27 protein-coding genes are annotated in these 24,598 nt (G+C 70.1%); 13 read left to right on the forward strand and 14 right to left on the reverse strand.

Annotated features, from left to right (window positions below):
* Positions 1-110 precede the first annotated feature (110 nt).
* From V2W30_RS26480 to V2W30_RS26490, 3 genes are all read left to right on the forward strand, one after another.
* Positions 111-1,217 (forward strand): family 2 encapsulin nanocompartment cargo protein polyprenyl transferase, encoded by a 1,107-nt coding sequence (locus tag V2W30_RS26480; RefSeq protein ID WP_338700342.1) that lies wholly within the window; start codon positions 111-113, stop codon positions 1,215-1,217.
* Positions 1,218-1,508: 291 nt separating this feature from the next.
* Positions 1,509-2,198, forward strand: coding sequence for a GNAT family N-acetyltransferase (locus V2W30_RS26485; RefSeq protein WP_338700344.1), 690 nt, complete (start codon positions 1,509-1,511; stop codon positions 2,196-2,198).
* Positions 2,174-2,329 carry a hypothetical protein gene (locus V2W30_RS26490; protein ID WP_338700345.1) on the forward strand — a complete coding sequence of 52 codons (156 nt, stop codon included), beginning with the start codon at positions 2,174-2,176 and terminating at the stop codon, positions 2,327-2,329. Before V2W30_RS26485 ends, V2W30_RS26490 begins: the two co-directional genes overlap by 25 nt.
* Positions 2,330-2,504: 175 nt before the next feature.
* Here the strand turns inward: V2W30_RS26490 and V2W30_RS26495 are convergent, their stop codons facing one another.
* The gene (locus tag V2W30_RS26495) at positions 2,505-3,095 is read right to left on the reverse strand and encodes a TetR/AcrR family transcriptional regulator (protein WP_338700346.1); all 591 of its coding nucleotides are present in this window, start codon (positions 3,093-3,095) and stop codon (positions 2,505-2,507) included.
* Positions 3,096-3,295: 200 nt separating this feature from the next.
* On the opposite strand from V2W30_RS26495, the gene V2W30_RS26500 reads away from it, so the two are divergent.
* Together V2W30_RS26500 and V2W30_RS26505 are read left to right on the forward strand one after the other, a co-directional pair.
* A complete protein-coding gene (locus V2W30_RS26500) occupies positions 3,296-3,883 on the forward strand; it encodes a dihydrofolate reductase family protein (RefSeq protein WP_338700348.1) in 588 nt (195 codons plus the stop codon).
* Positions 3,884-3,925: 42 nt separating this feature from the next.
* A complete protein-coding gene (locus V2W30_RS26505) occupies positions 3,926-4,261 on the forward strand; it encodes a DUF952 domain-containing protein (protein WP_338700350.1) in 336 nt (111 codons plus the stop codon).
* 160 nt (positions 4,262-4,421) lie between these two features.
* Here V2W30_RS26505 and V2W30_RS26510 read toward each other — a convergent pair whose 3' ends face one another.
* Both V2W30_RS26510 and sodN read right to left on the reverse strand, forming a co-directional pair.
* Positions 4,422-5,264 (reverse strand): hypothetical protein, encoded by an 843-nt coding sequence (locus V2W30_RS26510; protein ID WP_338700352.1) that lies wholly within the window; start codon positions 5,262-5,264, stop codon positions 4,422-4,424.
* Between the two features lie 239 nt (positions 5,265-5,503).
* Positions 5,504-5,899 (reverse strand): superoxide dismutase, Ni, encoded by a 396-nt coding sequence (gene sodN, locus V2W30_RS26515; RefSeq protein WP_324772391.1) that lies wholly within the window; start codon positions 5,897-5,899, stop codon positions 5,504-5,506.
* Between the two features lie 168 nt (positions 5,900-6,067).
* On the opposite strand from sodN, the gene sodX reads away from it, so the two are divergent.
* Positions 6,068-6,517 carry a nickel-type superoxide dismutase maturation protease gene (sodX, locus tag V2W30_RS26520; RefSeq protein WP_338700355.1) on the forward strand — a complete coding sequence of 150 codons (450 nt, stop codon included), beginning with the start codon at positions 6,068-6,070 and terminating at the stop codon, positions 6,515-6,517.
* On the opposite strand, the gene V2W30_RS26525 is transcribed toward sodX, so the two are convergent.
* Together V2W30_RS26525 and V2W30_RS26530 are read right to left on the reverse strand one after the other, a co-directional pair.
* Entirely contained in the window at positions 6,415-7,050 is a 636-nt protein-coding gene (locus V2W30_RS26525) for a CGNR zinc finger domain-containing protein (RefSeq protein WP_338700356.1), read from the reverse strand. The two genes, sodX and V2W30_RS26525, sit on opposite strands and share 103 nt — an antisense overlap.
* Before the next feature lie 94 nt (positions 7,051-7,144).
* Positions 7,145-7,723, reverse strand: a complete 579-nt coding sequence (locus V2W30_RS26530; RefSeq protein WP_338700358.1) for a TetR/AcrR family transcriptional regulator — start codon at positions 7,721-7,723, stop codon at positions 7,145-7,147.
* A 92-nt stretch (positions 7,724-7,815) separates the two neighbouring features.
* Here V2W30_RS26530 and V2W30_RS26535 point away from each other — a divergent pair, with 92 nt between their 5' ends.
* On the forward strand, positions 7,816-8,262 hold the full coding sequence (locus V2W30_RS26535) for a DUF1772 domain-containing protein (protein WP_338700359.1): 447 nt from the start codon (positions 7,816-7,818) through the stop codon (positions 8,260-8,262).
* 197 nt (positions 8,263-8,459) lie between these two features.
* Positions 8,460-8,885, forward strand: coding sequence for a DUF4267 domain-containing protein (locus V2W30_RS26540; RefSeq protein ID WP_338700360.1), 426 nt, complete (start codon positions 8,460-8,462; stop codon positions 8,883-8,885).
* Positions 8,886-8,970: 85 nt separating this feature from the next.
* Here V2W30_RS26540 and V2W30_RS26545 read toward each other — a convergent pair whose 3' ends face one another.
* Genes V2W30_RS26545 through V2W30_RS26555 form a run of 3 tightly spaced genes read right to left on the reverse strand, consistent with a single transcriptional unit; the run spans position 8,971 to position 11,690 of the window.
* Positions 8,971-9,723, reverse strand: a complete 753-nt coding sequence (locus V2W30_RS26545; RefSeq protein WP_425244702.1) for an amino acid ABC transporter ATP-binding protein — start codon at positions 9,721-9,723, stop codon at positions 8,971-8,973.
* An 11-nt stretch (positions 9,724-9,734) separates the two neighbouring features.
* Positions 9,735-10,682: an amino acid ABC transporter permease gene (locus V2W30_RS26550; protein WP_338700365.1), complete on the reverse strand. Its 948-nt coding sequence runs from the start codon at positions 10,680-10,682 to the stop codon at positions 9,735-9,737.
* Positions 10,683-10,724: 42 nt separating this feature from the next.
* Positions 10,725-11,690, reverse strand: a complete 966-nt coding sequence (locus tag V2W30_RS26555) for an ABC transporter substrate-binding protein (protein WP_338700366.1) — start codon at positions 11,688-11,690, stop codon at positions 10,725-10,727.
* Between the two features lie 565 nt (positions 11,691-12,255).
* Here V2W30_RS26555 and V2W30_RS26560 point away from each other — a divergent pair.
* The 4 genes from V2W30_RS26560 (at position 12,256) to V2W30_RS26575 (ending at position 15,424) form a co-directional block, all read left to right on the forward strand.
* Complete coding sequence (locus V2W30_RS26560) at positions 12,256-13,470, forward strand: NADP-dependent malic enzyme (RefSeq protein WP_338700368.1); 1,215 nt, start codon at positions 12,256-12,258, stop codon at positions 13,468-13,470.
* Between the two features lie 122 nt (positions 13,471-13,592).
* Positions 13,593-14,555, forward strand: coding sequence for a zinc-binding dehydrogenase (locus tag V2W30_RS26565; protein WP_338700370.1), 963 nt, complete (start codon positions 13,593-13,595; stop codon positions 14,553-14,555).
* 102 nt (positions 14,556-14,657) lie between these two features.
* Positions 14,658-14,867 (forward strand): helix-turn-helix domain-containing protein, encoded by a 210-nt coding sequence (locus V2W30_RS26570; protein WP_338700371.1) that lies wholly within the window; start codon positions 14,658-14,660, stop codon positions 14,865-14,867.
* The gene (locus tag V2W30_RS26575) at positions 14,867-15,424 is read left to right on the forward strand and encodes a Clp protease N-terminal domain-containing protein (RefSeq protein ID WP_338703768.1); all 558 of its coding nucleotides are present in this window, start codon (positions 14,867-14,869) and stop codon (positions 15,422-15,424) included. The genes V2W30_RS26570 and V2W30_RS26575 overlap by 1 nt, the downstream gene beginning before the upstream one ends.
* A 24-nt stretch (positions 15,425-15,448) precedes the next feature.
* Here the strand turns inward: V2W30_RS26575 and V2W30_RS26580 are convergent, their stop codons facing one another.
* Positions 15,449-16,483, reverse strand: a complete 1,035-nt coding sequence (locus tag V2W30_RS26580; protein ID WP_338700373.1) for a helix-turn-helix transcriptional regulator — start codon at positions 16,481-16,483, stop codon at positions 15,449-15,451.
* Entirely contained in the window at positions 16,483-17,373 is an 891-nt protein-coding gene (locus tag V2W30_RS26585) for a DUF4097 family beta strand repeat-containing protein (RefSeq protein WP_338700376.1), read from the reverse strand. Before V2W30_RS26585 ends, V2W30_RS26580 begins: the two co-directional genes overlap by 1 nt.
* A gap of 165 nt (positions 17,374-17,538) precedes the next feature.
* On the opposite strand from V2W30_RS26585, the gene V2W30_RS26590 reads away from it, so the two are divergent.
* A complete protein-coding gene (locus V2W30_RS26590) occupies positions 17,539-18,360 on the forward strand; it encodes a hypothetical protein (RefSeq protein WP_338700378.1) in 822 nt (273 codons plus the stop codon).
* Positions 18,361-18,370: 10 nt separating this feature from the next.
* Here the strand turns inward: V2W30_RS26590 and V2W30_RS26595 are convergent, their stop codons facing one another.
* From V2W30_RS26595 to V2W30_RS26610, 4 genes are all read right to left on the reverse strand, one after another.
* Positions 18,371-18,553 carry a DUF6104 family protein gene (locus V2W30_RS26595; RefSeq protein ID WP_019058231.1) on the reverse strand — a complete coding sequence of 61 codons (183 nt, stop codon included), beginning with the start codon at positions 18,551-18,553 and terminating at the stop codon, positions 18,371-18,373.
* Between the two features lie 89 nt (positions 18,554-18,642).
* Positions 18,643-22,455 carry a multifunctional oxoglutarate decarboxylase/oxoglutarate dehydrogenase thiamine pyrophosphate-binding subunit/dihydrolipoyllysine-residue succinyltransferase subunit gene (locus V2W30_RS26600; RefSeq protein ID WP_425244601.1) on the reverse strand — a complete coding sequence of 1,271 codons (3,813 nt, stop codon included), beginning with the start codon at positions 22,453-22,455 and terminating at the stop codon, positions 18,643-18,645.
* A 240-nt stretch (positions 22,456-22,695) separates the two neighbouring features.
* Positions 22,696-23,829, reverse strand: coding sequence for a HAMP domain-containing sensor histidine kinase (locus tag V2W30_RS26605; RefSeq protein WP_338700383.1), 1,134 nt, complete (start codon positions 23,827-23,829; stop codon positions 22,696-22,698).
* A complete protein-coding gene (locus V2W30_RS26610; RefSeq protein ID WP_338700385.1) occupies positions 23,826-24,563 on the reverse strand; it encodes a response regulator transcription factor in 738 nt (245 codons plus the stop codon). Before V2W30_RS26610 ends, V2W30_RS26605 begins: the two co-directional genes overlap by 4 nt.
* Between the last annotated feature and the right edge of the window lie 35 nt (positions 24,564-24,598).

Raw genomic sequence — 24,598 nt, forward strand, 5'->3', positions numbered from 1 at the left:
CCCACCCCCCGGCGGTCCGTGTCCCCGCCCGCCGGGGCGGGTACATCCAGGGGGTACGCGCCCAGCAGCAGCGGAACCGCCACCGTCCGCACCCTCTCCGGGGTGAGTCCATGACGCAGACGACGGAGACGCGAGTGGTGGCAGAGCATGTCGAGGCGGTGGCGGCGAGCGCGGGCCGCGACGGGCACGAGGCGCACGAGGCGGCGGTGATCCTCGCGCAGGCCAGGAGCACCGTCGATCCCGAACTGCGCACAGCCGTCGAGGCCCTGCCGGGGTCCATACGCCGCGTTGCCCTGTACCACTTCGGCTGGGAGCACGCGGACGGTACGCCCGCGGCGGGGAACGCGGGGAAGGCCGTACGGCCCGCCCTCGTCCTGGCCGCGGCGCGGGCCCTGGGCGGCCGGCCCGAGCAGGCGGTACGGGCGGCGGCAGCGGTGGAGTTGACGCACAACTTCACCTTGCTGCACGACGACGTGATGGACCGGGACGCCACCCGCAGGCACCGGGCGACCGCGTGGACGGTGTTCGGGGACGCCGACGCGATCCTGGCGGGTGACGCGCTCCAGGCCCAGGCGCAGCGGCTGCTCGCCGAGGACCGGCACCCGGCGGCGGCCTCGGCGGCGGCCCGGCTCGCGGCCTGTGTCGTCGAGTTGTGCGCGGGCCAGTCCACGGACGTCGCCCTGGAGCGGCGTGATCCGGCGGAGGTGACCCTGGAGGAGACCCTCGCCATGGCGGAGGCCAAGACGGGGGCGCTGCTCGGCTGCGCGTGTGCGCTCGGCGGGCTGTACGCGGGGGCGGCGCCGGAGGAGGTCGAGGCGCTGGACGCGTTCGGGCGGGCGGCGGGCCTGGCGTTCCAGCTGATCGACGACGTGATCGGGATCTGGGGCGACCCGGCCCGCACCGGCAAGCCGGCCGGGGCCGACCTGGCCGTACGCAAGAAGTCCCTGCCGGTCGTCGCGGGTCTCGCCTCGGGCGGCCCGTACGCGGCCGACCTGGCCGCGCTGTACGGGCCACCGGGTCCCCGTAAGGAGAGCGAGGCGGAACTGGAGGCCATCGCGCTCGCGGTCGAGCGGGCCGGTGGGCGCGACTGGGCGCAGACGGAGGCCGCGGACCAGATGGCTCGCGCGGTGCACCAGTTGTCGCGGGCGGTCCCGGATCCGGAGGCGGCGGGCGGACTGCTGTCGCTGGCGGAGTTCGTCACGCGACGCGGTTACTGACGACGGGCTGACGGGGGGCCAGTGACGGGTCACGGGCCGGCGGGCTGGCGGGTGGTGATCCCGGCGGGCCGTTGGAGAGAAGCCGAGGGAGGGAGGCAGGGGGCATGGGATAACGGGGGAAAGAGGTGACCGGGGGAAAGAGGTGACCGGGGGAAAGGGGTGACCGGGGGAAACGGGGGAGAGGACAAGGCGGAGTGCAGGGGACCGTGCCCGTGTGCTCCGCTGATCACTTAGGCTGCCAACGACCGGACAGGGCAAGCGGGTTGAGGTTCGAGGCAGGGGGCGGTCGGCGTGGGTGTGCGCATCCGGCGGGCGGAGCAGAGTGATCGGGACCTCGTCGTGCGACTGCTCGACGACGCGTTCATGGACGATCCGGTCAGCGGCTGGGTCTTCCCCGGCGAGGAGTACCGGCGCGCCCGGCACGCGGGGCTGATGGGTGTGTTCACCGACGCCACGCTCGCCGACGGGTACATCGATCTCGTGGACGACAGTGCGGCCGTCGCGCTGTGGATGGAGATGCCGGACGAGCCCCATCAGGCCCACGAGCCGCATGATTCGCATGAGGCGAATGCGTCCGATGAGGTGGACGGGTCACCGGAGTCCGCCGAGCTTGCCGCGCTCGCCGAGAAGGAACTGGCCGAGCAGGCCGCGGCCGTGCGGGCAGCCGTCGACCCGGACAACGAACGGGTCGAGCAGATAGCCCGGTTGACGGCCGGCATCCACCCCGTGGGCCGCGCGCACGTCTATCTCTGGATGATCGGCGTCGTGCCGGGCCGGCAGGGCGAGGGCCTCGGCACCGCGCTGATGGCGCCGGTCCTTGAGCGTTGCGACCGGGAAGGGCTGCCCGTCTATCTGGAGGCCAGCAACCCGCGCAGTCGCGCGCTGTACGAGCGGCTCGGTTTCGTGTGCACGGGCACCGCGCTCGACCTGCCGGACGGGCCGACGCTGTGGCCCATGTGGCGGGAGCCGCACACGAGCTGACGGCGCCGGTGACTTATCTGATGGCCGGTCTGATGGCCGGCCTGAAGACCGGCCTGAAGACCGGCCTGAAGACCGGCCTGAAGACCGGCCTGATGGCCGACCCGATGACCGACTTCATGGCCGTCCGATGACCAACGCGACGACCTGTCCGATGATCGACGCGACGGCCCGTCCGATGGCCGACGCGATGGCCGATCCGGCGACCGTGCTGGTGGGCGATTCGGGCGACCGTGCTGGTGGCCGATGGGGCGGCCGGGCTGGTGGGCGCGTAGGTGACCGCGTCGCGCCCACGGGTCCCCGAAGAGGTCACGTCGCCGGCACGATCCGCTCCACCAGTCGCTCCACCACACCATCGGGCACGCTCACGCCGGGGATCGCGCCGTCCAGCATCCCGGGCATCGTCAACTGCTCCAGGATCAGGCCGAGCATGCCCAGGTAGAGCAGCGTGATGTCCTGGGCGTCGCCCGGCAGGCCCGACTCGGCGTTGAACGCGATGCCGAAGTCGAGGTCGCCGCGCAGCGACGTCATCAGGGACGCGCGCAGTTCCGGCCTGCGCCCCGCCTCCAGGCGCATCTCCAGCAGGGCGAGGAAGCCGGTGCGGTCGCCCTGCACGCGGCTCATCAGGTCGTGCATGAACGCGGTGACCAGGGCCCGGTCGCGGGGGCGCGCGAGAAGCTTCTCGATGATCTCCGGCTTCGGCGCGAGCCGCTGGTGCAACCAGCCGTCGATCTGCCGGAGCAGGTCGTCGCGGCTGGCGAAGTAGTTGGACGAGGTGCCGATGGGGACGCCCGCCGCCGTGTCCACGGCGCGGAAGGTCAGGCCCCGCGCGCCCTCCGCGGCCAGCACCTCGACGGCCGCGTCCACGAGAGCGGCTCTGCGCTCCGGATTCCTCGCCATCTCCCGAACTCCTTCCCCGTCACCGACGTCTCTCGCCTAATCCCTTGCAACCACTACAGGTGAAGTACTATAACTGAAGTGGTTCGGGGGGAAGTCATCGACAGGTCATCGATAGGCCGTCGACAAGTCGTCGAGCGGTCGACGAGCGGTCGACGAGGCCGTCCCCGGAGCGTTCTGTCGCCCAGCGAAAAGAGACCAGCTTGCGCAAGCTCACGTACTTCGTCGCCGCCTCCATCGACGGCTTCATCGGGGACGAGTCCGGAGACGGCTCCGCGTTCATGTCCTTCCTCGACGAGGAGTTCCTTGGGTTCCTGACCAGCGAATACCCCGACACGCTCCCCACTCAGGCCCGCCCGGCGTTCGGCCTCGACGGGGCGCCGAACAAGAAGTTCGACACGGTCATCCAGGGTCGCGGCAGCTACCAGGTGGGCCTCGACGCCGACGTCACCAGCCCGTACGGGCATCTGCGCGAGTACGTCGCCACGCGCAGCCTCACCGAGTCGCCGCACCCGAACGTGGAGCTGATCCGCGACGACGTCGTCGGGAAGATCCGCGAACTCAAGGCTGAGGACGGCGAGTTGGGCATCTGGCTGTGCGGTGGCGCGCAGGTGGCCGGGCTGCTCGCGGACGAGGTCGACGAGCTGGTGATCAAGACGTATCCGATCGTCTTCGGCGGCGGGATGCCGATGTTCGGCGGTCGGAAGTGCGGCCTGGAGCAGTTCGCCCTGGTGGAGAACCGGACGTTCGGCAACGGCGTGATCGTCCGCCGGTACACGCGGACGGCGTAGCGCCCCGCCGCACCGGCCGCGCGACCTCATAGGTTGTCCGGCATGAGCGAACTGCTGCACATCACCGAGCGCACCCTGTGGGAGAGCGCCAGGGCCGCGGGCACGTACACCTGGTCGACCCGCGGCAGGACCCTCCAGGAGGAGGGGTTCATCCACTGCTCGTTCCCGCACCAGCTGCGCGGGGTCGCCGAGTTGCTGTACGGGGCGGCGCCTGCGCCCGGCGAGCTGGTGGTGCTCGTCATCGACCCGGCGCTGCTCGACGTGCCGGTGCGGGTCGAGGAGGTCTCGCCGGGCGGACCCCGATTCCCGCACATCTACGGGCCGTTGCCGGTGGTCGCGGTGACCGAGGTACGGGACTGGCCGCATCCCGATGCGTGAAGGCGCTCACGGCCCGAGGTGATCTCGCGTCGGGGCGTTGCGCACAGCCTTCCGGTCGCATCTCGACTTGGGCACGCGGGTGGCGCGGCGGAACTCGCAGGCCGCGGCGAGGAGAAGCTCCACCCGGTGCGCGAAGTGCCCAAGTGGCTGTGGTGAGAGGCTAGTTCAGTGCCGTACGGGCGTCGATCGTCGCGTTGACCGAGTCCGCCATCGCCCGGACGAACGCCGTCCGGGTCGCTTCGTCCACCAGGTCGAGCGACAGGTACGGGTTGAGGTCCTCCAGCTCCACCAGCAGCAGGTCGCCCTCCGGGGCGCGGCAGGCGTCGACGCGCTGGATGCCGTGCGCGAGGCCGTTCCACTCGATGAAGCTCCGGGCGAACTCCCGGTCCGCGTCGGTGGGTTCGTACGGGACGAGCTCCCAGCGGCGGTCCGGGTCGGGCGCGTACAGGGCGTACTGGAGCCGGTCGTCGACGAAGTAGAAGGAGACCTCGTACGTGAAGTCGATGCGTGGCTGGACCAGGATGCCGTCGGCGTAGGGGAGGCCGGCGAGCTCCTCGGGACGTACGAAGCGCAGGCCTATCGAGTCCGCGCCCAGCTTCGGCTTCGCGACGTACGCGTCGGCGCGGGGGAGCCGGTCCAGGTCCTCCGCGCGGTCCACGGTCGGGATCACCGGGTACCCGGCGGTGGTCAGGTCGAGGAGGTACTGCTTGCCGGCCATGTCGGCGCGGCCGGTCAGCGGGTTGTAGACGTTCGTGCCCCGCTCCAGGGCCCGCGCGCGGAACGCCTCGTAGCCCTCTTGGTAGCCGAGCACCGGCCCGCTGTTGCGCACCACGACTGCGTCGAAGCCGTCCATCAGGGCGACCGCGTCCAGCGGGTGGCAGAGCGCGAGGTCGAACCAGGCGCGCAGCCGGGAGGCGAGGCGGATGTCCTCGTCGCAGTAGCGCCGGCCGCGGGCCTCGTACGCGAGGTCGGTGACGTAGAGGACGCGGGGACGGCGAGGCATGGAACGGCTCCAGTACAGGGACTACGGGAAACAGGCACTGCGGGTATCAGGGACTGCGGGTATCAGGGACTGCGGGAATCAGGGACTGCGGGAAACAGAAGCTACGAGGAACAGAAGTTCGGGGGACGGCGAAGGGCCCGGCCGGGCGGAAGCTCGGTCGGGCCCTTCGGAGATGTTCACACAGCGAACCCGCGGGGGTGCACCGCCCGCCGGTTCCGCGGACGTGAACGAGGCCTGGGTCAGGCCTTCTTGGTCTCCCAGAAGATCTTGTCGATCTGGGCGATGTAGTCCAGCGCCTTCTGGCCCGTGGCCGGGTCGGTCGAACCCTTGGCGGCCGAGAGGGCCTTCAGGGTGTCGTTGACCAGCTGGTGCAGCTCCGGGTACTTCTCGAAGTGCGGGGGCTTGAAGTAGTCGCTCCACAGCACCGAGACGTGGTGCTTGGCGAGCTCGGCACGCTGCTCCTTGATGACCGTGGCGCGCGCCTGGAAGTGCGCGTCGTCGTTGCCGGCCATCTTTTCCTGGACGGCCTTGACCGACTCGGCCTCGATGCGGGCCTGGGCGGGGTCGTACACGCCGCAGGGGAGGTCGCAGTGGGCGCTGGCCTTCACCTTGGGGGCGAACAGGCGGGAAAGCATGTAGCTGTTCCTTCCTCGTGATCGTCTTCTCGGGTGCGACATTACTCCGTGCAGGACGGGTTTTCTCGGGTGCCCCCAGGGGCTTAGGTCAAAAGACCGGCGTCAGACTGGGACTGGTGGAGGATGGAACAGGTGCCGGAGCACGGCGGGAACCGGGGAGGATGACTGATGCCCGAGGCGGTCGAGGAAGTGCGCGAGGCGAAGGTGCCGTTTCAGATCATCGAAGTGGACGGGCCGTCCATGGTGCCCACCCTCTATCCGGGCGACTGGATGCTGGTGCAGCACGGCGCCCGGGTGCGTCCGGGTGACGTCATCGTGCTGCGCCACCCCTTCCAGCAGGACCTTCTGGTCGTGAAGCGGATCGCCGAGCGCAGGGACGGCGGCTGGTGGGTCCTCGGCGACAACCCGGGCGCCGGCGGCGACAGCACCGTGTACGGCGTCGTCCCCGACGAGCTGGTGCTCGCCAAGGTGCGCGGGCGGCTGCGGCGCCGCAGGCCGTGGGCCGAGGGCGAGGGTCAGCGGTCCGTGACGGCCGTGCTGTCCTGGGTCTGGTCCGCCGTACGTCCCGTGTCGGCCCGGTCGGGGCCGTCGGCCTCCAGGCGCTTGCGGGCACGGTAGGCGGCCACGTTGGCGCGGGTCGCGCAGCGGTCCGAGCAGTAGCGCCGTGAGCGGTTCGTGGACGTGTCCAGGTACGCGTTGCGGCACGGGGTCGCCTCGCAGAGGCCGAGGCGGTCCACGCCGTACTCCGTGAGGTGGAACGCCAGGCCCATCGCGGCGATCGCCGCGTACCCCGCCGTCGCGTTCGACGGGTGGTCCGCCAGGTGCATGTGCCACAGGGGGCGGCCGTCGTCGTCGCGGTGGTTGTGCCCGGAGATCTGCGGGCTCACCGGGAACTCCAGGAGCAGCGAGTTCAGCAGGTTCACCGCGAGTTCCTCGTCGCCGCCGTCAGCGGCTTCGAACACGGTGCGCAGGCGTGCCCGGATGCCGCGGAAGCGGGTCAGGTCGGCGTCGGTGGCACGGCGGGCCGCGTCCTGGCCCGCGCCGAAGAGCTCGCGCACCGCCTCCACCGAGGTCAGCGTGTCCTTGCCACGCCCCGGTTCCTCGGTGTTGACCAGGCGCACTGCGTAGTCCGAGTAATAGGCCAGTTCCATGATTGGACCTTACCAAGGGTCAGGGGTGGAGCAGGGCGCTCGGCGACTCGGGCCCGCGTGAGCCCGAGTGAGAAGGGAACCGTGGCCGGCCCGGTCAGTCAACGGGGAGCCGGTCCACCAGCAGTCCCACGCGCCGCTCGGTCTCCTGCGGGGGCAGGCGTCCCGCCCGGGTCAGGGTCGCGAGGCCGTGCAGGCACGCCCAGAACGTCTCGGTGAACAGCCCCGCGTCGACGCCGTCCCCTGCTACCTCCCCGAGGCTCTCCAGGAGCGCGGCGAAGGCGTCCTTGAGGGGTTCCGGGGTGTCCTCCCGCGCGTACGGGAGGCCGCCGTCGAGCTGGAAGATCGCGTCGTACACCGCCGGGTTGCGCTCGGCGAAGTCGAGATAGGCGTGGGCGAGGGCGGCGACCCGCGCGCGCGGGCCGGACGCGGCGGCGGTCGCCGCGCGCACCGCCACGGCCAGATCGGCGGCACCCTCCAGGGCGACGGCGCCGATGATCTCGCGTTTGCCGCGGAAGTGGCTGTAGAGGACGGGCTGGCTGTACTCGATGCGGTCGGCGAGCCGACGCGTGGTGACCGCGTCCCAGCCCTGCTGCTCGGCGAGTTCCCTGGCTGTCGCCACGATGAGGCGCTCGCGCTCCGCCCGTTCGCGCTGCTTGCGTTCTTGTACCGACATGACTGGGATTCTAGCACCGCTAGACAATCGAGCGACAGTAGGGCTAGCGTTGCATCATCACCTAGCAATGCTAGAAATTTGGAGGGGTCGCCATGTTCGACGCGCTTGAGATCGTCACCACGGTGGTTGTCGGATTGATGGTGGGGGTCGAGCTCGCCGTCGCCTTCGTCATGAACCCGATCCTGAACGCGCTCCCCGAGGACAGCAGTCAGCTCGGCCATGCGCACGGGGGCCGGATGATGGGCGCCCTGATGCCGTTCTGGTACATCGGCTCGCTCGTCCTCGTCGCGGTCTGGGCCGTCACCGGGTGGGACCCACACGGCACCGGCCTCGTCGTCGGTGGCGGGGTGCTGCTGGCCGTCAGCGTGATCATGTCGGTCCTGCTGCTCGTCCCGATCAACAACCGGAACAAGACGTGGACCCCCGAGAACCGGCCCGCCGACTGGAAGCAGCAGGTGCAGCGCTGGAACCGGTACCACTACGTCCGGGTCGCCGTCATCGTCGCCGCGTTCACGCTGCTCGTCGCCGCCCTCGTCTGAGCCGGACGCCGACGCCGCGCTCGCCCCCACGCTCCGCGCTCCACGAAGCTCATCGGTCCACCGGGCCGTCGGTCCACCGGTCCACCGGGCCGTCGGTCCACCGATCCACCGATCCGTCAGTCCGCTGTTCCGCCGATCCGCCGTTCCGCCGTTCCACCGATCCGTCGTTCCACCGAAGACTCGTAGGGAGAAGAACCATGTCGCTGAAGAAGTTCAACACCGTCCTGGCCGCCGCCTTCATCCTCTTCATCCTCTGGTTCGGCTCGGAGTTCATCCTGAGCCCGGAGACGACGGCCCCCGACTTCGGCCTGCCGAGCTGGCCGTCCGGCGACGGTGGCGGCTTCCTGGTCATCAAGGGGATACGCGACGTCGTCCTCGCCCTGGTCCTGGGCGTCCTGCTGATCACGGGCCACCGCCGGGCGCTGGGCTGGGCGCTGCTGGTGGAGGCCCTCGCCGCGTACGGCGACATGACGACCGTGCTGGCCCACCACGGCTCCGTGGCCACCGCGCTCGGCGTCCACTGCCTGACCGCGACCGCGATGGTGATCAACGGCCTGCTGATACTGCGCGAGACCCGCACGGTCGTGCCCGTCGCGGCGACGCCCACCCCGCAGCCCGCCTGACGCGACGGGCCGGCCGCGGGAACGGGAAAGGGCGGTGGGGACCCTGGGGTCCCCACCGCCCTTCACGCGCAAGGCGCTACCGCGGTCACAGCACCTTGGACAGGAACGACTGCGTCCGCTCGTGCTGCGGGTTCGTCAGGACGTCGCGCGGATGCCCCGACTCGACGACGACGCCCTCGTCCATGAAGACCAAGCTGTCGCCGACCTCGCGGGCGAAGCCCATCTCGTGCGTCACGACGACCATCGTCATGCCGGACTCGGCGAGGTCGCGCATGACGTCGAGGACGTCACCGACCAGCTCCGGGTCGAGCGCCGACGTCGGCTCGTCGAACAGCATCAGCTTCGGGTCCATCGCCAGCGCGCGGGCGATCGCCACCCGCTGCTGCTGGCCGCCGGAGAGCTGCGAGGGGTAGTTGCCCGCCTTGTCGGCCAGGCCGACGCGGTCGAGCAGCTCCTGGGCGCGGGTCCGGGCCTGCGCCCTCGACTGCCGCTTGACCTGGACCGGCGCCTCCATGACGTTCTCGAGCGCCGTCATGTGCGGGAAGAGGTTGAAGCGCTGGAACACCATGCCGATGTCGCGCCGCTTCAACGCGACTTCCCGGTCGCGGAGTTCGTAGAGCTTGTCGCCCTGCTGCCGGTAGCCGACCAGCTGGCCGTCGACGTAGAGCCGCCCGGCGTTGACCTTCTCCAGGTGGTTGATGCACCGCAGGAACGTCGACTTGCCGGAGCCGGAGGGGCCGATGAGGCAGAAGACCTCACCCTGCTTGACCTCCAGGTCGATGCCCTTGAGGACCTCGACGTTGCCGAAGGACTTGTGGACGCCCTCGGCCTTGACCATGGCGTGCTCGGTCATCGCAGGGCTCCCTTCGGGCGGCCCACGGAGAACACGCTCGCGCGCACCTTCTGCCAGGGCGTGGGCGGCAGTTGACGGCTGGAGCCACGGGCGTAGTAGCGCTCGATGTAGTACTGACCGACGCTGAGCAGCGACGTCATGATCAGGTACCAGGCCGCGGCCAGGAAGTACATCTCCACCGGCGAACCGGACTGCTGGCCGATGTCCTGGGCCGCTCTGAACAGCTCGGGATACTGCACCGCCGACACCAGCGAGGTCGTCTTCAGCATGTTGATGACCTCGTTGCCCGTGGGCGGCACGATGACGCGCATCGCCTGCGGGATGACCACCCGGCGCAGCGTCTTGGTGTGGCTCATGCCGAGCGCGTGCGAGGCCTCCGTCTGCCCCTCGTCGACCGAGAGCAGGCCGGCGCGGCAGATCTCCGCCATGTACGCGGCCTCGTTCAGACCGAGACCGAGCAGCGCCGTCAGGAACGGCGTCATGAACGACGACCAGTAGTCCTTGTAGATCGGCCCGAGGTTGATGTACTCGAAGACCAGACCCAGGTTGAACCAGACGAACAGCTGGACCAGGACCGGGGTGCCGCGGAAGAACCAGATGTAGAACCAGGCGATCGAGCTGGTCACGGGGTTCTTCGACAGGCGCATCACGGCGAGCAGGACACCGCCGACGATGCCGACCGTCATCGACAGGACCGTCAGGAGCAGGGTCCTTCCGACGCCGGAGATGATCCGGTCGTCGAAGAAGTAGTCGGGGACGGCGCCCCAGTTGATCTTGCCCTGGGCGAACGCGTAGATGATCGAGCCCAGGATGCCGAGCGCGATCACCGCCGCGACGTAACGCCCGTAGTGCCGGACCGGGATCGCCTTGATGGCTTCCGGCGCGGCCGCGGGCGGCGGCGTGTCCTCGGGGCCGCCGCCCGTCTTCTCTATGTCAACAGACACGGATCTTGCCTTTCAACGACGTCGACTGCGCGCGCTCGGCGCTTACTTGCCGCCGTTGACGGTGGCGGCGTCGACGGCACCGGCCTCGACACCCCACTTGGCGATGATCTTCTCGTACTCGCCGTTCTTGATGACGGCGTCCAGCGCGGCCTTGATGGCGTCGCGCAGCTCCGTCTGGTCCTTGGCGACCGCGATGCCGTACGGGGCGGCCTCGACCTGCTCGCCGACGATCTCGAAGTCCTTGCCGCCGCCCGAGGTCTTCACCGCGTACGCGGCGACCGGGAAGTCGGAGGAACCGGCGTCGGCGCCACCGGAGCGCAGGCGGGTCTGGGCCTGCTGGTCGTCGTCGAAGGCCTGGATGCCGAGCTTCTTGCCCGACGGGCACTTCTTGGCCTGCGCCTTGGCGAGGTCGTGGGAGACCGTGCCGCGCTGGACGACGATCTTCTTGCCGCACAGGTCGTCCCAGGTCTTGATGCCCTGGGTCTTGCCCTTCGGCGTGTAGATCGAGACGCCCGCGTTGAAGTAGTCGACGAAGTCGACGCCCTCGCCGACCTTCTTGCCGGTGTCGGAGTCGACACCGTCCTGACGGTCCTTGGTGTCGGTCATGGCCGACATGGCGAGGTCGTAGCGGTTCGAGCGCAGACCCGTGATCAGGGTGTCGAACGTGCCGTTCTGGAACTCGAACTTCACGCCGAGCTGCTTGCCGAGCGCGTCCGCCAGGTCGGGGTCGATACCGATGGCCTTGCCCGACTTGTCCTTGAACTCGACGGGCGCGTACGCGATGTCGGAACCGACGCGGATGACGCCCTTGTCGCGGATCTCCTTGGGGAGCTTGCTCGCGAGCGGTGCGGCCTTCGACGACGCCTTGTCCGAGCTGCTCTCGTCGGACTTGGTCTGGTCACCGCAGCCGGTCAGCAGCAGAGTGCCGGCGACCGCGATCGCGCCGACCGCGGCTATCCGGGACTTCGCGGACTTCGCGGTCGTACGACGGGTGGTGCTTGCGGTCATGGTTGGTTCCTCCGGCAGGGTGAGGGAGTTGCCGTGCTCGGTCGCCTTGGCACACACCTTCGGGTGTCGCGACCTCGTGTGATGACGGCATCTTGCCATTCGGACTGGCCGCCTCAGGGTGTCTGAGATGTCAAAATCGGATAACAGGTGGACCAAGCCGCCCAACAGGCCCGCGCATCAGGGTGCATAGGGCCCACATCATCTGCGGACGTATCGCCCGGCGGCCGGAGATTCTCCGGCGAACTGTCCGCTGTCTCATTATTCGGGCGGACTTTCATCGCCCTTTGAGCATGAGTCGATGACTTGTCCACATATTCGGCTATGAGTCATGTCACCGCCGCGTGATCGATCACGTATGCACTCGTGCGCGACCGCGTCCGTCAGGTAAGAAGGTTCTTTACACCCCTCATCCGGGGCTCAGGGCGCGCGTGCGGCGCGCCCGTCGTGTACGTGCCCGTGCAGCGGTTCACCAACGTGACCGAACGGTGCGTACGCGGTGCCCGCCCGCTCCTCAACCAGGAGCGGACACCCTCACTGATGCAATAAGACTTAAGGGGTCAGACAAGTGGCAGCGGAGATCGTCAATCCTCGCAGCGACAGCAGTACCGGCAACGAAGGCACCGACGAGCCTTTCGATCCGGCGTTCGCGCTGCACCGCGGCGGCAAGATGGCCGTGCAGGCCACCGTGCCGGTCCGCGACAAGGACGACCTGTCCCTGGCGTACACGCCCGGCGTCGCGAAAGTGTGCAGCGCGATCGCCGAGCAGCCGGAACTCGTCCACGACTACACATGGAAGTCCAACGTCGTGGCTGTCGTGACGGACGGTACGGCCGTGCTCGGACTCGGTGACATCGGTCCCGAGGCATCCCTCCCGGTGATGGAGGGCAAGGCCATTCTCTTCAAGCAGTTCGGCGGTGTCGACGCGGTGCCGCTGGCGCTCGCGACGACCGACGTCGACGAGATCGTCGACACCGTCGTGCGGCTCGCGCCGTCCTTCGGCGGCGTCAACCTGGAGGACATCGCGGCGCCCCGGTGCTTCGAGATCGAGCGCAGGCTCCAGGAGAAGCTCGACATCCCGGTCTTCCACGACGACCAGCACGGCACGGCCGTGGTCACGCTGGCCGCGCTGAAGAACGCGGCGAAGCTGTCCGGGCGCTCGCTCGGCGAGCTGCGCGGTGTGATCTCCGGCGCCGGTGCGGCGGGCGTGGCGATCGCGAAGTTCCTCCTGGAGGCCGGTCTCGGCGACGTCGCGGTCACCGACCGCAAGGGCATCGTCAGCCGGGACCGCGAGGACCTCACGTCGGTCAAGCGTGAGCTGGCCGAGATCACCAACAAGGCCGGTCTGAGCGGATCCCTCGAGGACGCGCTCGCCGGTGCCGACCTGTTCGTCGGTGTCTCGGGCGGTACGGTCCCCGAGTCGGCGGTCGCCTCGATGGCGCCGGGTGCCTTCGTCTTCGCGATGGCGAACCCGAACCCCGAGGTGCACCCCGACGTCGCCCACAAGTACGCGGCCGTGGTCGCGACCGGGCGCTCGGACTACCCGAACCAGATCAACAACGTGCTGGCGTTCCCCGGCATCTTCGCGGGCGCCCTCCAGGTGCGCGCCTCCCGGATCACCGAGGGCATGAAGATCGCCGCGGCCGACGCGCTGGCCGCCGTGGTGGGCGATGAGCTCGCCGCCGGCTATGTCATCCCGTCGCCGTTCGACGAGCGGGTGGCTCCGGCCGTCACGGCCGCGGTCGCCGCCGCGGCCCGCGCCGAGGGCGTCGCCCGCCGCTAGCGGCCGGCTGTCCGGTAAAGGCCCCGCCCTCGGCGGGGCCTTTTCCGTGCGCCGCGCCAGGGGATGTGTGTCACAGGCCGGGGTGGTTCCGCGTGCCCGCCGCGCCACTTATCGTCAAGGTCATGTTCGCCGCCTACGCAGCCCGCATCGACCGTGATCAGCCGCTGAACGGCCTGGAGTTGGGGGAGCGGCCCGCCCCCGAGAACCGGCCCGGCTGGACCACCGTGAACGTCAAGGCCGCCTCCCTCAACCACCACGACCTGTGGTCCCTGCGCGGGGTCGGACTCGGCGAGGAGGCGCTGCCGATGATCCTGGGCTGCGACGCCGCCGGGATCGACAGCGAGGGCAACGAGGTCGTGCTGCACTCCGTCATCGGGCAGACCGGCTACGGGGTCGGCCCGCGCGAGGGCCGCTCCATCCTCACCGAGAAGTACCAGGGCACCTTCGCCGAGCAGGTCTCCGTGCCGCAGTGGAACGTGCTGCCGAAGCCGAAGGAGCTCTCCTTCGAGGAGGCCGCGTGCCTGCCGACGGCGTGGCTGACGGCGTACCGGATGCTCTTCACGAACGCGGGCGTACGGCCCGGCGACTCGGTCCTTGTGCAGGGCGCGGGCGGCGGTGTCGCCACGGCCGCCATCGCCCTCGGCAAGGCGGCCGGGCTGCGCGTCTTCGCGACCAGCCGTGACGAGGCCAAGCGCAAGCGGGCGCTCGAACTGGGCGCGGTCGAGGCCGTGGAGTCGGGGGCGCGGCTGCCGCAGCGCGTGGACGCCGTGATCGAGACGGTGGGCGCGGCGACCTGGTCGCACTCCGTCAAGTCCCTGAAGCCGGGCGGCACGCTGGTCATCTCGGGCGCGACCAGCGGCCCCAACCCGAAGGCCGCCGAGCTGAACCGCATCTTCTTCCTGGAGCTGAAGGTCGTCGGCTCGACGATGGGGTCCAAGGACGAGCTGGAGGACCTGCTGGCCTTCTGTGCGGCGACGGGCGTGCGGCCGGTGATCGACGAGGTGCTGCCGCTCGACCGGGCGCGCGAGGGCTTCGAGAAGATGGCGGGCGGCGAGCTGTTCGGAAAGGTCGTGCTGACCGTCTGAGGCGGCGTACGGGAAAGGGGCGTCCACTCGGGGCGCCCCTTCTTTTCTCCCCTCATGTCAACTTCGGTTGACATGAGGGGAGCGTCAACCTACATTGACACCATGACCGAGGCAACGGATCTCGCCGAGCAGGCGGGCGCCCGCGATCCGCGGGTCGGGCTGCGGGCGGTCGCCGCGCTGCGGCGGCTGCTGGAGCAGCTGGAAGCGGTACAGGTGCGCAGTGCGCGCAATCAGGGCTGGTCGTGGCAGGACATCGCGGCCGAGCTCGGAATCAGCAGGCAGGCCGTGCACAAGAAGTACGGGAGGCGATGATGTTCGAGCGATTCACCAAGGGCGCCCGCGACGTGGTCAAGGGCGCCGTCGCACACGCGGAACGGGAACGCGCGGAGTACGTCGACGAGGGGCATCTGCTGCTCTCGCTCCTCGACCGGCGCGGCACCCGGGGCTCCTTCGCCCTCGGCGCGCTCGGCGTCGACGCCGACGGACGCCGTGACGTCATCGGCCGCTCCCTGGCCGACGCCCGCCGCCGCGCGGGCCTCTCCCAGGCGGACGCGGAGGCCCTCGCCGGTCTCGGCATCGACGTGGACGAGATCGTCGCCCGGGTCGAACAGGCCCACGGCGTCGGCGCGCTGACCGGTGGCCGCCGACTGGGCGGCCGCCGCCCCTTCAGCCGCGAGGCCAAGGGCGTCCTGGAGTCGTCCCTGCGCGCCGCTCTCGCCCACCGCGACCGCGCCATCGGCGACGAACACCTGCTGCTCGCCCTGACCACCCGCCCCGGCGTCGCCGCCGAGGCCCTGGCCGCACACGGAGTGACCGCGGGGTCGGTGGAGCGGGTGCTGTACGGGGGCGGCGAGGCGGCGGCGAGCTGACCTCCGCGCCCCCGCCCCGGGAACTCACCCCTTCGGTACCCGCAGCGCCGCCCCGATGTGGGCCGCCGCCTCCGACAAATGGCGGCGGGCCGAGCGGAGTTGGTCGGCGGTCACGCCGTGGTCCCGCGCCGTGTCGCGGATGTCGTCACGGAAGCGGTCCAGGAGCCGGTCCAGATCGCGGGCCGGGTCGCCGGTGGAGTCCTCCGCCGCCCACGACGGGACGTACTCGGCGGGGACCTCGTCGGACGGTGGGCGGTACTGGGGCTCCGGGCCGGCGTCCGGCGCCGGGCGAGCCGTGTCCTTGCCGAAGGACTTGCCGAACTCGCCGAACTCCTTGGCCAGTTCGGACAAGCCCTCGCGGACGCCCGTCGGCCAGTCGCCGCGCGCGAAGTGGTCCTGGACCTGGTCCTGCACGCGCTTGGCCATCCGCTGGAGCTCCTCCTGCGCCTGCGCCCGCACCTTGTCCTGGGTCTCCTTGGCCTGACGGCGTGCCCGCTGCGCCTCGTCGCGCGCCCGGCGGCTCTCGTCCTTGGCCCGCCGCGCCTGCTCCTTCCACTCCTGCTTGGCGCGGCGCAGCTCCTCCTTGGCCGCGCTCCAGGATTCGCTGTCCCTGAAGTCCGGGGCGTCCTTCGGGTCCTTGGCGTCCTTGAAGGCACCGGGACCGCCCGAGGTGCGCGCCTGGGAGGTGGCCGCCCGGACCTCGCGGCGCAGATCGCCCGCCGCGCCCCGCACGTCGTCCCGGATCTCGGCGGCCAGCTCGGCCACCGACTCGCGGATCTCCAGCTCAAGATCCGCCAACTCGCCGCTGCGATCGGCCAGTTCGGCGCGGCCCGCGTCCGTGATCGCGTAGACCTTCCGGCCGCCCTCGGTGGTGTGCGTGACCAGGCCCTCGGACTCCAGCTTGGCCAGGCGCGGGTAGACCGTGCCGGCCGAGGGCGCGTACAGGCCCTGGAACCGCTCCTCCAGCAGGCGGATCACCTCGTACCCGTGACGCGGTGCCTCGTCGAGCAGCTTGAGGAGGTACAGGCGCAGTCGGCCGTGGGCGAAGACGGGAGCCATCAGAGCACCTTCTTGTCGGCGGAGGAGTCGGCAGGGGCGTCGGCGGGGGAATCGGCAGGAGCGTCGGCCGGTGTCGCGTCGTCCGTCGGCGGCCTGCGCAGGAGGGCGATCGCGCCGGACACCGTCGTCGCCTTCAGCTTGCCGGAGCCCGCCCCCAGGCGGCCCGTGATCTTGTGCGCGCCCCACTGGCCGGAGACCCGAAGGCCCTCGAAGGCGTTCGACACCGCGCCGCTCGCCGTGTTCGCCTCGACCTCCGTGTCCGCCGGGTGCGGGATGCGGATGGCGATCTCGCCGGAGACGCTCGCCAGGCTCACGTCCGTCGGCCCCGCCGGGTCCAGGTCCACGATCATCGAACCGCTGACCGTGTCCGCCTTCACGAAGGACCCCGAGCCGTCCAGCACGGTCAGATCGCCCGACACCGAGTTGAACCTGAGATCGCCGGTGACCGCCTGCGCCTCCACGCTGCCGGAGACCGTGCTGGTGCGCACCGGGCCTGTGACGCCCACCAGCGTGGTGTCGCCGGTGACGCCCTTCACCTCGGTACGCCCCTGTATGCCGGAGACGACCGCGCCCGCGCCGACCACACCGAGTTCGACCCGGGTGCCGTACGGCACCGCGAGGGAGACGACCGCGCTGCGGTGCCAGCCCTTGCGGTCGAGCCACTTGAGGAAGCCCTTCCAGGGCAGGTCGTCGTACGCGACGGACAACGTGCCGTCCGGCTCCTGCTTCACCAGGAGCGGTGGCCCCTCGATGTCCGAGATCTCCAGGCGGGCCGAGCTCTCGTCCGTGCCCACCACGTTCACCGTTCCGTTCACGATGCGTACGTGCAGGGCCGTCACCGGCTCGTCGAAGGCGAGTTTCTGCGGCTCTGCGACGGACCACTCGGGCATGGTGCGACCTCCTCGGGAGTGAACACGCCATATCGCGTCCTCTCGTAAACACGATATATCGCGGTTCCGGGAAGTCAAGACTGTCGAGAGCGCGGACGCGGCCGGTGGTCGCCCTCGGGTGGTCATGTGTGGTCCAAGTCGGGCAAATTGCCCTAGCGTGGGGCCATGCCGTCCCCCGAACCCGCCGGTGCCCTCCTGCTCTGCCGCGCCGAACCCACCGTCGTCGGCCCCGCCGCCCAGCTGCTGCGCGAGCGCATGCTGCTCGCCGCGGCCGGACGCGAGTGGAGCGTCCTCGTACCGGAGACGAAGCCCTGGACGGCCTCGGCGGGTGGCGGCGAACCCGTCGACCGGGTCCTCGGAGGCTGGGCCGGAGCGCTCGCCGTCGGCGCGCCCTGGCCGGTGCTCGCGCTGTGGTGGGACGCCGACCACAGCGGCTTCACGCTCGCCTCGGGATTCCGCCGCCCCGTCGGCTACGAATGGCTCGCGAACGGCACCCCGGTCGGCGAGCACGAGGCCTTGCGCACCTTCGCCGCCCGCCTCGGCCTCGACCCCGTACTCGACATGCAGTCCCTGGAGTCCCTGGCCGAACCCGACACCGAGGCCGACGCCCGCGCCCGGATGCGCGGCCTGCTCGCGGTCCTGACCCGCGCCGGGCTCACGCTCCCCGCGGGCCTGACGCCCGGCGAACCGGCGGACCGCCTGCGCGAGGTCGCCCGCGTGCAGCCGGACGCGGAGCGCGTCGCGTGGTCGGGCTGGCGGGACGCGGTGCACGCCGAGCTCGACGTCGTGGAGAGCAGCAGCGTCGGCCCCTGGCTGCGCGGGCCCCGGGCCCGCTGCGTCGCCGCCGCCCAGCTCGCCGCCGGGGTCCCGCTCACCCTCTACGGCCTGCGGCGGCGCAGCGGCGGCTGGCTCACCGCCGGCGCCGTCCTGCTCGCCCACGGCGCCCTCGGATTCGCGTACGACAGGATGCGCGCGACCCGCGACTGACTCCTGGGCGCTACTCGTCGTCCTCGTCGTCGTCCAGCCGCGCCAGCCACGTCGCCAGGCGCTCCACCGGCACCTCGAAGTCCGGGTTCAGATCCACGAAGGTCCGCAGCTGCTCGGCGAGCCACTCGAAGGTGACCTCCTCCTCGCCTCGCCGCTTCTCCAGCTCTTCGATGCCACGGTCCGTGAAGTACATGCCCCCATTATCCCCGGCCGGACACGCGCGAGGGCCCCGCCCCGAGCCGTGACGACTCGAAGCGGGGCCCCGGATGTGCCGTACGAGACCTACGCCTCGAACACCTCACGCACCAGCTGCTCCTGCTCCGCCTGGTGGCGCTTGGCCGAGCCGACCGCCGGGGACGAGGAGTGCGGACGCGAGATGCGGCGCAGCCGCTCGCCGTGCGGGATGTCGGCGCCGACCGCCAGGTCCAGGTGGTCGATCAGGTTGAGCGCGATGAACGGCCACGCACCCTGGTTCGCCGGCTCCTCCTGGGCCCACAGGTACTTCTCGGCGTTCGGGAACTTGCTGATCTCCGCCTGGAGCTCGGCACCCGGCAGCGGGTACAGACGCTCGACGCGGATGATCGCGGTGTCGGTGATCCCGCTCTTCTTCCGCTCGGCCTCGAGGTCGTAGTACAGCTTGCCCGACACGAAGACGACCTTCTTGACCGCGTTCGCCTCGACCGAGTCGTCGCTGATGACCGGACGGAAGCCGCCCGACGTGAACTCCTCCACCTTCGACGCGGCGGCCTTGAGGCGCAGCATCGACTTCGGCGTGAAGACCACCAGCGGCTTGTGGTGCGGGTTGTGCACCTGCCACCGCAGGAGGTGGAAGTAGTTCGACGGGAGCGTGGGCATCGCGACCGTCATGTTGTTCTGGGCGCAGAGCTGGAGGAAACGCTCGATGCGGGCCGAGGAGTGGTCCGGGCCCTGGCCCTCGTAGCCGTGCGGCAGCAGCAGGGTGACGCCGGACGTCTGGCCCCACTTCTGCTCGGCGGCCGAGATGTACTCGTCGACGACCGTCTGCGCGCCGTTGACGAAGTCGCCGAACTGCGCCTCCCACAGCACGAGGGACTCGGGACGCGCCAGCGAGTAGCCGTACTCGAAGCCCATGACCGCGTACTCGGAGAGCAGCGAGTCGTAGACGTTGTAGCGGGCCTGCTCCGGGGAGAGGTACAGCAGCGGCGTGTAGTCCTCGCCGGTCTCCCGGTCGATCAGGACCGCGTGGCGCTGGCCGAACGTGCCGCGGCGCGAGTCCTGGCCGGACAGGCGGACCGGGGTGCCCTCCAGGAGGAGGGAGCCGAGGGCGAGGGTCTCGCCCATGCCCCAGTCGATCGTCCCGTCCTCGATCATCGACGCGCGGCGCTGCAACTGCGGCAGCAGACGCGGGTGGACGGTGATGTTGTCCGGGATGTTGACCTGGGACTCGGCGATGCGCTTGACGACCTCCTGGGAGATCGCGGTCTGCACCGGCACCGGGAACTCGGCCTGCGGCTCCGGGATGGGAGCCTCGCCCGGGTGCGAGACGGCCTCGCGGACCTCGGTGAAGACCTTCTCCAGCTGCCCCTGGAAGTCCTGGAGCGCCTGCTCCGCCTCTTCGAGGGTGATGTCGCCGCGACCGATGAGGGACTCGGTGTACAGCTTGCGCACCGAGCGCTTCTTGTCGATCAGGTCGTACATCAGCGGCTGCGTGAACGCCGGGTTGTCCGACTCGTTGTGACCGCGGCGGCGGTAGCAGATGAGGTCGATCACGACGTCCTTGTTGAACGCCTGACGGAACTCGAACGCGAGGCGCGCGACGCGGACGACGGCCTCGGGGTCGTCGCCGTTCACGTGGAAGATCGGCGCCTCGATCATGCGGGCCACGTCGGTGGCGTACATGGAGGAGCGCGACGACTCCGGGGCGGCGGTGAAGCCGACCTGGTTGTTGATGACGATGTGGACCGTGCCGCCCGTGCGGTAGCCGCGCAGCTGCGACATGTTGAGCGTCTCGGCCACGACGCCCTGGCCCGCGAAGGCCGCGTCACCGTGCAGGGCGACGGGCAGGACCGTGAAGTCCGTGCCGCCCTTGTTGATGATGTCCTGCTTGGCGCGGACGATGCCCTCGATGACCGGGTCGACCGTCTCCAGGTGGGACGGGTTGGCGGCCAGCGAGACCTTGATCTGCTCGCCGTCCAGGCCGGTGAAGGTGCCCTCGGCGCCCAGGTGGTACTTCACGTCGCCGGAGCCGTGCATCGACTTCGGGTCGAGGTTGCCCTCGAACTCGCGGAAGATCTGCGCGTACGACTTGCCGACGATGTTCGCCAGGACGTTCAGGCGGCCGCGGTGGGCCATGCCGATGACGACCTCGTCGAGGCGGGCCTCGGCGGCGGAGTCGATGACCGCGTCGAGCAGCGGGACGACGGACTCGCCGCCCTCCAGGGAGAAGCGCTTCTGGCCGACGAACTTCGTCTGGAGGAACGTCTCGAACGCCTCCGCGGCGTTCAGCCGGCGCAGGATGCGCAGCTGCTCCTCGCGCTCCGGCTTCGAGTGCGGGCGCTCCACACGGTCCTGGATCCACTTGCGCTGCTTCGGGTCCTGGATGTGCATGAACTCGATGCCGACCGTGCGGACGTAGCTGTCACGCAGCACACCGAGGATGTCGCGGAGCTTCATCATCGACTTGCCGGCGAAGCCGCCGACGGCGAACTCGCGCTCCAGGTCCCACAGCGTCAGCCCGTGCTCGTTGATGTCGAGGTCGGGGTGCTTGCGCTGGCGGTACTCCAGCGGGTCGGTGTCGGCCATGACGTGGCCGCGGACCCGGTAGGAGTGGATCAGCTCGAAGACGCGGGCGGCCTTGGTGACGTCGTCGTCGTGCGAGGCGTCGATGTCCTTGAGCCAGCGGACCGGCTCGTAGGGGATGCGCAGGGCCTTGAAGATGTCGTCGTAGAACTCGTTCTCACCGAGGAGGAGGTTCGCGACGACGCGCAGGAACTCGCCGGAGGCGGCGCCCTGGATGACCCGGTGGTCGTAGGTCGACGTGAGCGTCATGACCTTCGAGATGCCGAGCTTGTTGAGGGTGTCCTGGGACGTGCCCTGGAACTCCGCCGGGTAGTCCATCGAGCCGACGCCCATGATGACCGACTGTCCGGGCATCAGGCGGGGGACCGAGTGGACGGTGCCGAGGCCGCCGGGGTTGGTCAGCGAGACCGTGACGCCGGTGAAGTCGTCCATGCCCAGCTTGCCGTCACGGGCGCGGCGGACGATGTCCTCGTAGGCCTGCCAGAACTCGAAGAAGTTCAGCGTCTCGGCCTTCTTGATGCCCGCGACGACCAGCTGACGGTCGCCGTTGGGCTTCACGAGGTCGATGGCGAGGCCGAAGTTGATGTGCTCCGGCTTGACCAGGGTCGGCTTGCCGTCCTTGACCGCGAAGGAGTGGTTCATCGACGGCATGGCCTTGATGGCCTGCACCATCGCGTACCCGATGAGGTGCGTGAAGGAGATCTTCCCGCCGCGGGCGCGCTTGAGGTGGTTGTTGATGACGATGCGGTTGTCGAACAGCAGCTTCACCGGGACGGCGCGCACGGACGTGGCCGTGGGGACCTCGATGGAGGCGTTCATGTTCTTCGCGACGGCGGCGGCGGGACCGCGCAGCGTCACGAACTCGGGGCCGGCAGGGGCCTCGGTCGTCACTTCTTCAGCCTTCTTCGGTGCAGGAGCAGGTGCGGGAGTCGCGGCAGCGGCCGGCTTCGGCGCGGCGGGCGCCTGGGCGGGAGCTGGGGCGGCAGTCTGTGCGGCAGCCGGGGCGGCAGTCTGTGCGGGAGATGCGGCAACGGGCTGTGCGGGTGCGGGTGCGGGTGCGGCCGGGGCCGCGGGCTTCTGGGCCGGTGTCTTCACAGGCTCAGTCGGCGCAGCCCCCGCGGCTGCGGCACCGGGCTTGTAGTCGGCGAAGAAGTCCCACCAGGCTCGGTCTACCGAATTCGGGTCCTGGAGGTACTGCTGATAGATCTCGTCGACGAGCCACTCGTTGGGACCGAAGGCGGCAGCAGGGTTTTTGCCCTGCCCGGCTTGGTCGGTCTCGGTGGAGATGCTCGAGTTACTGGGGGACTGTGGCGACACGGCGTGAACCGCCCTCTTCCGCTTCTCACAAGGTGATGGACAGCGGGAATAAAGGCTACGCCTCCATCAGCGGCACGTGCAGACCGGGCCGGTGATCCGTCGCGTAAGTCACACTGGAAGTTGTGTTTCGGGCCTGGAAATGGCGGGAAACAACCGGGGTTTGCGTACGTTCGGATCCGCGCCCGGCGCGTCTGAGTACGCCCTGGCGCGGCTTGACCCCTGCCTGACCGAAACCCTACGTCAACTTTGCGTTCTCGGCTCTCCCGGAAGAGTGACCTTGATCCGGCAGCCGCGTGCCGATTCGGCCACGCCGATCCGGCCGCCGTGCAGGTCCACGGCCCAGCGCGCGATGGCGAGCCCGAGTCCCGTGCCGCCGTCGCCCTTGCCCTGTGCGCCCTTGGCCGCGGCGCCCCGGTTGAAGCGCTCGAAGACCCGGTGCCACTCGGACTGCGGGATGCCGGGGCCCTCGTCGAGGACCTCGAGGTCCAGGGACTCCGGGTAGGGCCCGCGCCGGGCCCGTACGGTGACGCGGCCGTGCGCGGGGGAGTGCTTCACCGCGTTGTCGATGAGATTCGCCACGACCTGGTGGATGCGCTCCGGGTCGGCGTGCGCGGTCAGCTCGGGCGGTGAGACGTCGAGGTGCAGATGGACGTCGGTCCGGGTGTGCGTGCCGGAGCCCGAGGCGATGCCGGCGCGCTGGGAGACGGCCATGTTGGCCTCCTTCAGCACTCCCGACAGATAGGGCCAGACCTCGAAGCGGCGGGCCTTGAGCGGCACGACACCGTTGTCCAGACGGGAGAGGTCGAGGAGGGTCTCGACGAGCCGGCCGAGCCGCTCCGTCTGCTTCAGCGCCGTACGCATCGTCTCGGGATCGGCGCTCATCACGCCGTCGACCACGTTCTCCAGGACCGCGCGCAGGCCCGCGATGGGGGTGCGCAGCTCATGGGAGACATTCGCCACGAGTTCCTTGCGCTGCTGGTCCTGCGCGGCCAGCTCGTCGGCCATGCGGTTGATCGTCACCGCCAGGTCGCCCAGTTCGTCGCGGCGGCCGTCGCCGCGCACCCGGCGCGTGTAGTCCCCGTTCGAGATGGAGCGGGCCACCGTGTTCATCTCGTCCAGCGGCGCGGTCAGCGAGTGCGCCACGAACTGCGTGATCAGCAGTGTCGCGATGATCGAGAACACCGTGATGAAGCGGAGCTCCGTCGCCGTGTACATCGCCACCATGAGCAGGCCCGTGGTGATGAAGACGGAGACGACCACGAGCGTGCCGAGCTTCGCCTTGATCGAGAACGGGCGCAGGCCGCCGGTCGCCCAGTGCGGGTTGAGGGGCGGCTTGAGCGGCCGTGAGTGCGGTGCCCGGTCCCCGGCGCTCATGGGGTCGGCGTCTCCAGCGCGTAACCGACGCCGTGCACGGTCCGGATGCGCTCCGCCCCGATCTTCCGGCGCAGCGCCTTGATGTGGCTGTCGACGGTACGGGTGCCCGAGGCGTCGGCCCAGTCCCACACCTCGGCGAGCAGCTGCTCGCGGGAGAGGACGGCGCGCGGCGTGTTCGCCAGGCAGACCAGCAGGTCGAACTCGGTCGGAGTGAGGTGGACGTCCTCGCTCCTGACCCGCACGCGGCGCTGCGCGTGGTCGATCTCCAGTTCGCCGAGGCGGAGGATCCCGCTGCGCGGAGTCGCGGCGGCGAGCGCGGCCCGCTCGACGCGGCGCAGCAGGACGTGGACCCGCGCCGCCAGCTCTCTCATGGAGAACGGCTTCGTCATGTAGTCGTCGGCGCCGACGCCGAGACCGACCAGCATGTCGGTCTCGTCGTCGCGCGCCGTCAGCATCAGCACCGGCACCGGCCGCTGGGCCTGCACGCGACGGCAGACCTCGAGGCCGTCGAAGCCGGGCAGCATGATGTCGAGAATCAGCAGGTCGGGCTGCCAGGCCTCGGCCGTGTCGACCGCTGACGGGCCGTCCTGTGCGGTTTGCACGAGGAATCCCTCGGCACGCAGCCGGGCGGCGATGGCCTCCACGATCGTGGGGTCGTCCTCGACGACGAGTACCCGTCGCTGGGCGCCCGGCGCCGCCGTGCTGGTGTTGTGGGAGGTGTGTGTCTGCTCCATCGCCCCGCCCCTGAATGCGCGCCACCGTGGCGCGC

The sequence above is a fragment of the Streptomyces sp. Q6 genome (assembly GCF_036967205.1).
In the GTDB taxonomy this organism is placed as follows: Bacteria; Actinomycetota; Actinomycetes; order Streptomycetales; family Streptomycetaceae; genus Streptomyces; species Streptomyces citrinus.

What these genes read in the sequence shown, in the direction of transcription:
- V2W30_RS26530 (WP_338700358.1), bottom strand. Translation starts at nt 7,723, where the DNA reads ATGTCGGTACAAGAACGCAAGCAGCGCGAACGGGCGGAGCGCGAGCGC.
- V2W30_RS26595 (WP_019058231.1), bottom strand. Translation starts at nt 18,553, where the DNA reads ATGTACTTCACGGACCGTGGCATCGAAGAGCTGGAGAAGCGGCGAGGC.
- V2W30_RS26535 (WP_338700359.1), top strand. Translation starts at nt 7,816, where the DNA reads ATGTTCGACGCGCTTGAGATCGTCACCACGGTGGTTGTCGGATTGATG.
- V2W30_RS26505 (WP_338700350.1), top strand. Translation starts at nt 3,926, where the DNA reads ATGAGCGAACTGCTGCACATCACCGAGCGCACCCTGTGGGAGAGCGCC.
- V2W30_RS26575 (WP_338703768.1), top strand. Translation starts at nt 14,867, where the DNA reads ATGTTCGAGCGATTCACCAAGGGCGCCCGCGACGTGGTCAAGGGCGCC.
- V2W30_RS26565 (WP_338700370.1), top strand. Translation starts at nt 13,593, where the DNA reads ATGTTCGCCGCCTACGCAGCCCGCATCGACCGTGATCAGCCGCTGAAC.
- sodN (WP_324772391.1), bottom strand. Translation starts at nt 5,899, where the DNA reads ATGCTTTCCCGCCTGTTCGCCCCCAAGGTGAAGGCCAGCGCCCACTGC.
- V2W30_RS26525 (WP_338700356.1), bottom strand. Translation starts at nt 7,050, where the DNA reads ATGGAACTGGCCTATTACTCGGACTACGCAGTGCGCCTGGTCAACACC.
- V2W30_RS26590 (WP_338700378.1), top strand. Translation starts at nt 17,539, where the DNA reads ATGCCGTCCCCCGAACCCGCCGGTGCCCTCCTGCTCTGCCGCGCCGAA.
- V2W30_RS26555 (WP_338700366.1), bottom strand. Translation starts at nt 11,690, where the DNA reads ATGACCGCAAGCACCACCCGTCGTACGACCGCGAAGTCCGCGAAGTCC.
- V2W30_RS26545 (WP_425244702.1), bottom strand. Translation starts at nt 9,723, where the DNA reads ATGGTCAAGGCCGAGGGCGTCCACAAGTCCTTCGGCAACGTCGAGGTC.
- V2W30_RS26510 (WP_338700352.1), bottom strand. Translation starts at nt 5,264, where the DNA reads ATGCCTCGCCGTCCCCGCGTCCTCTACGTCACCGACCTCGCGTACGAG.
- sodX (WP_338700355.1), top strand. Translation starts at nt 6,068, where the DNA reads ATGCCCGAGGCGGTCGAGGAAGTGCGCGAGGCGAAGGTGCCGTTTCAG.
- V2W30_RS26585 (WP_338700376.1), bottom strand. Translation starts at nt 17,373, where the DNA reads ATGCCCGAGTGGTCCGTCGCAGAGCCGCAGAAACTCGCCTTCGACGAG.
- V2W30_RS26480 (WP_338700342.1), top strand. Translation starts at nt 111, where the DNA reads ATGACGCAGACGACGGAGACGCGAGTGGTGGCAGAGCATGTCGAGGCG.
- V2W30_RS26495 (WP_338700346.1), bottom strand. Translation starts at nt 3,095, where the DNA reads ATGGCGAGGAATCCGGAGCGCAGAGCCGCTCTCGTGGACGCGGCCGTC.
- V2W30_RS26580 (WP_338700373.1), bottom strand. Translation starts at nt 16,483, where the DNA reads ATGGCTCCCGTCTTCGCCCACGGCCGACTGCGCCTGTACCTCCTCAAG.
- V2W30_RS26605 (WP_338700383.1), bottom strand. Translation starts at nt 23,829, where the DNA reads ATGAGCGCCGGGGACCGGGCACCGCACTCACGGCCGCTCAAGCCGCCC.
- V2W30_RS26570 (WP_338700371.1), top strand. Translation starts at nt 14,658, where the DNA reads ATGACCGAGGCAACGGATCTCGCCGAGCAGGCGGGCGCCCGCGATCCG.
- V2W30_RS26540 (WP_338700360.1), top strand. Translation starts at nt 8,460, where the DNA reads ATGTCGCTGAAGAAGTTCAACACCGTCCTGGCCGCCGCCTTCATCCTC.
- V2W30_RS26610 (WP_338700385.1), bottom strand. Translation starts at nt 24,563, where the DNA reads ATGGAGCAGACACACACCTCCCACAACACCAGCACGGCGGCGCCGGGC.